The organism is Actinoplanes sp. NPDC048791, assembly GCF_040650095.1.
GTDB lineage: Bacteria > Actinomycetota > Actinomycetes > Mycobacteriales > Micromonosporaceae > Actinoplanes.
Genome location: NZ_JBEZGQ010001099.1, coordinates 1 through 2626, shown reverse-complemented (window position 1 = coordinate 2626; position 2626 = coordinate 1). Strand labels below are relative to the sequence as shown.

General features: G+C 68.9%; 4 protein-coding genes and 1 tRNA gene. 3 read left to right on the top strand and 2 right to left on the bottom strand.

Translation table 11 applies throughout. The features are described 5' to 3' along the window. Positions 1-212: 212 nt before the first annotated feature. Positions 213-872 (bottom strand): hypothetical protein, encoded by a 660-nt coding sequence (locus AB0C29_RS42750; RefSeq protein WP_360833291.1) that lies wholly within the window; start codon positions 870-872, stop codon positions 213-215. Positions 873-1098: 226 nt separating this feature from the next. Further along, positions 1099-1179 (bottom strand) — tRNA-Tyr (locus AB0C29_RS42745). A gap of 149 nt (positions 1180-1328) precedes the next feature. Between AB0C29_RS42745 and AB0C29_RS42740 the strand changes: the two genes are divergently transcribed. The 3 genes from AB0C29_RS42740 to AB0C29_RS42730 form a co-directional block, all read left to right on the top strand. After that, positions 1329-1823, top strand: a complete 495-nt coding sequence (locus tag AB0C29_RS42740) for a YajQ family cyclic di-GMP-binding protein (RefSeq protein ID WP_360833289.1) — start codon at positions 1329-1331, stop codon at positions 1821-1823. Between the two features lie 30 nt (positions 1824-1853). Next, positions 1854-2162: a hypothetical protein gene (locus AB0C29_RS42735; RefSeq protein ID WP_360833287.1), complete on the top strand. Its 309-nt coding sequence runs from the start codon at positions 1854-1856 to the stop codon at positions 2160-2162. A 34-nt stretch (positions 2163-2196) separates the two neighbouring features. Then, positions 2197-2626: rhodanese-like domain-containing protein (locus AB0C29_RS42730; RefSeq protein ID WP_360833285.1), on the top strand; the 430-nt coding region annotated here is incomplete at its 3' end.

The following is a 2626-nucleotide window of genomic DNA, read 5'->3' as shown; positions in this document are numbered from 1 at the left end:
GACGACGCCTGACCGAGGCGATGCCTCCGGCGGGGATCTCAAGCTTCTGGGATAGGCAGCCATCCCGCCCACCGTCGCCCAGGCGAAGCCGAGCAGACCTGGCCCAGGGCGCCAAGGTCGTACGTCCGGTAGGGCGCTCCACCTTGGCGCCCTGGGCCAGGCCCGCTCCACGGTGTGTGGGTCGACGGCGGACGGGATGGCAGGGTGGCACGTTAGAGCCACTGCGCGTCGAAGTTGCCGGAGTACACGTAGGCGGTGCGGTAGGCCGGCCGGCTGAACAGCTCGGCTTCTCCGTTGTAGATCGCGACGAGTGACCCGGCCCGTAGCCACCAGGTATTGGCGAGGCCGGCCGTCTCCGGCACCAACTGCATGCCGGCCAGATCGAGATCGGCGACCGCGTTGCCGGAGACCTTGGTGACGGTGTCAGCCGTGGATCGGGCTGCGTAGGCGAGTGCGAGGGATTCAATCCAGCCTTCGATGGTGGCGTGGAGCGGTACCCAGGTGTCGCCCGCCAAGCCGAAGCTGCCGTCAGGGCCGATCAGGTAGGAGTAGGGGAGTGCTGTGCGTTGAGGGCCAGCTTCGAACCACCACCCGTGTTCGGCGAAGTCGTCCTCCCTCTCTGGGGTGCCGACACACAGCACGCGAGGCCCCCCGTCGCCGTCGTCATTGCCTGGAGACGGAGGTAGGGCGAGGCCGCCCCAGCGCGTTTGGTGGGCGGCGGCGCGTTCGATGACTTCCAAGGGGATGCTGTCTTCTTCCCACCGCTGCCGCCAGTCCTGAACCGACGGCACGTCGAGCCAGATGCCGTGAATGTTGACGAAGCGGCGAGCCCGGGGAGTCAGACCCGGCGGTGCGTCGCGGAAGTGGCGCATCACGCGGGCACCATATCGGCCCGCTGTCCTGGGGTCGACGCTGACGGAGGGTCGCCGCACATGCGGTCAGGGCGCCTGTCCGTGGGCGTCGGGTCGCATGATCGACCTGCCCACGATCCGCCCACAACTACTCGCAACGAGCCGGATTCGGCTGGATCTTGCTGGACTCAACGTGAACGGCCCCGGAGCGCGTTTCCGCAGCTCTCGGGGCCGTTCACCTTGCCTGTGGCGGGTAGAGGATTCGAACCTCTGTAGCTTTCGCGACGGATTTACAGTCCGCTCCCATTGGCCGCTCGGGCAACCCGCCTGGGCATGCCGCCGCGGTCCCCCGCAGCGACGAAGAACAGGATAGCCATACCGACGGCGGGATTCACAACCGGGTACGGTCGGCATGTCGGGGGCCCCTCGCGGCCTTCCGCGGACATCGATACGTGGCCCACCAGCAGGAGTCTGATCATGGCAGCCAGCCCGTCGTTCGACATCGTCAGCAAGGTCGACGGCCAGGAGGTCGACAACGCCTTCCACCAGGCGGAGAAGGAGCTCGGGACCCGGTTCGACTTCCGGGGGACCGGCACCGTCATCGCCAAGTCGGGGGAGAACGGCGTCACCATCACCTCCGAGACCGAGGAGCGGGCCGTCGCCGCGCTCGACGTCTACAAGGAGAAGCTGGTCAAGCGGAACATCTCGTTGAAGTCTCTCGAGGCCGGCGACCCTCGGCAGTCCGGGAAGACGTACAAGATCGACTGCAAGGTCATCGAGGGGATCGAGACCGACAAGGCCAAGGCGATCAGCAAGAAGATCCGGGACGAGGGTCCCAAGGGCGTGCAGGCGCAGATCCAGGGCGACCAGCTCCGGGTCACCGGCAAGAAGCGGGACGACCTGCAGGCCGTCATCGCCCTGCTCAAGGCCGAGGACTTCGGCGTCGCGCTGCAGTTCACGAACTACCGGTAAGCGCGCCGGCGGCGGCGCAGACTGAGGGCCATGAACCTTGGTACGGCGACGCTGCTGGTCGGCGGCGTGATCGGGCTCGTCCTGGCCCTGTTCGGGGTCAGGATGCTGGTCACCGGCCACGCCCCCGCCAGCACGGCGCGAAACTTCCCCGGCGTGCGCGCCGCCGCCCTGTACCACCTGCTTTTCGGCCTGGCCCTGCTCCTCATGGTGCTGGGACAGGCCCTGCTCACCGGCTCCGCGAGACTCGCCGCGACCGTGCTGGCCGTCGCCCTGGTCGCCGTCGCCCTGGTGCGTTTCCGCCCACGCAGGCGCAGTTCCGCGGACGGCCCAAGTAAGTAGGCCCGCGGACGGCCCAGGTAGATAAGGAGTCAACGTGATCGATCCGGTCGTCGACCAGGCGTGGGTGCGGGAGCAGAGCGGCCGGGTGGTCCTGGCTGACGTCCGCTGGTATCTGGACGGCCGGTCGGGGCGCGCCGCGTACGACTCCGGGCACCTGCCGGGTGCAGTCTTCATTGACCTGGACCGCTGGCTGGCCCGGCATGCCTCCCCGGCCGACGGCCGGCATCCGCTGCCGGATCCCGAGGTCTTCGCGGCGGGCATGGCCGCGGCGGGCATCGGCGACGACGACACGGTGATCGGGTACGACGACGCGGGCGGTGTCATCGCGGCGCGACTGGTCTGGATGCTGCGCGCCACCGGGCACGAGGCTGCGCTGCTCGACGGCGGGCTGACCGCGTACCAGGGGGAACTGGTCCTTGATGAGCCGGACCGGCCGCCGGCGGTCTTCACGCCGCGGCCCTGGC

Bases quoted from the DNA above. Each gene is read 5' to 3' on its own strand.
- AB0C29_RS42750 (WP_360833291.1), bottom strand. From the start codon at position 872: ATGCGCCACTTCCGCGACGCACCGCCGGGTCTGACTCCCCGGGCTCGC.
- AB0C29_RS42735 (WP_360833287.1), top strand. From the start codon at position 1,854: ATGAACCTTGGTACGGCGACGCTGCTGGTCGGCGGCGTGATCGGGCTC.
- AB0C29_RS42740 (WP_360833289.1), top strand. From the start codon at position 1,329: ATGGCAGCCAGCCCGTCGTTCGACATCGTCAGCAAGGTCGACGGCCAG.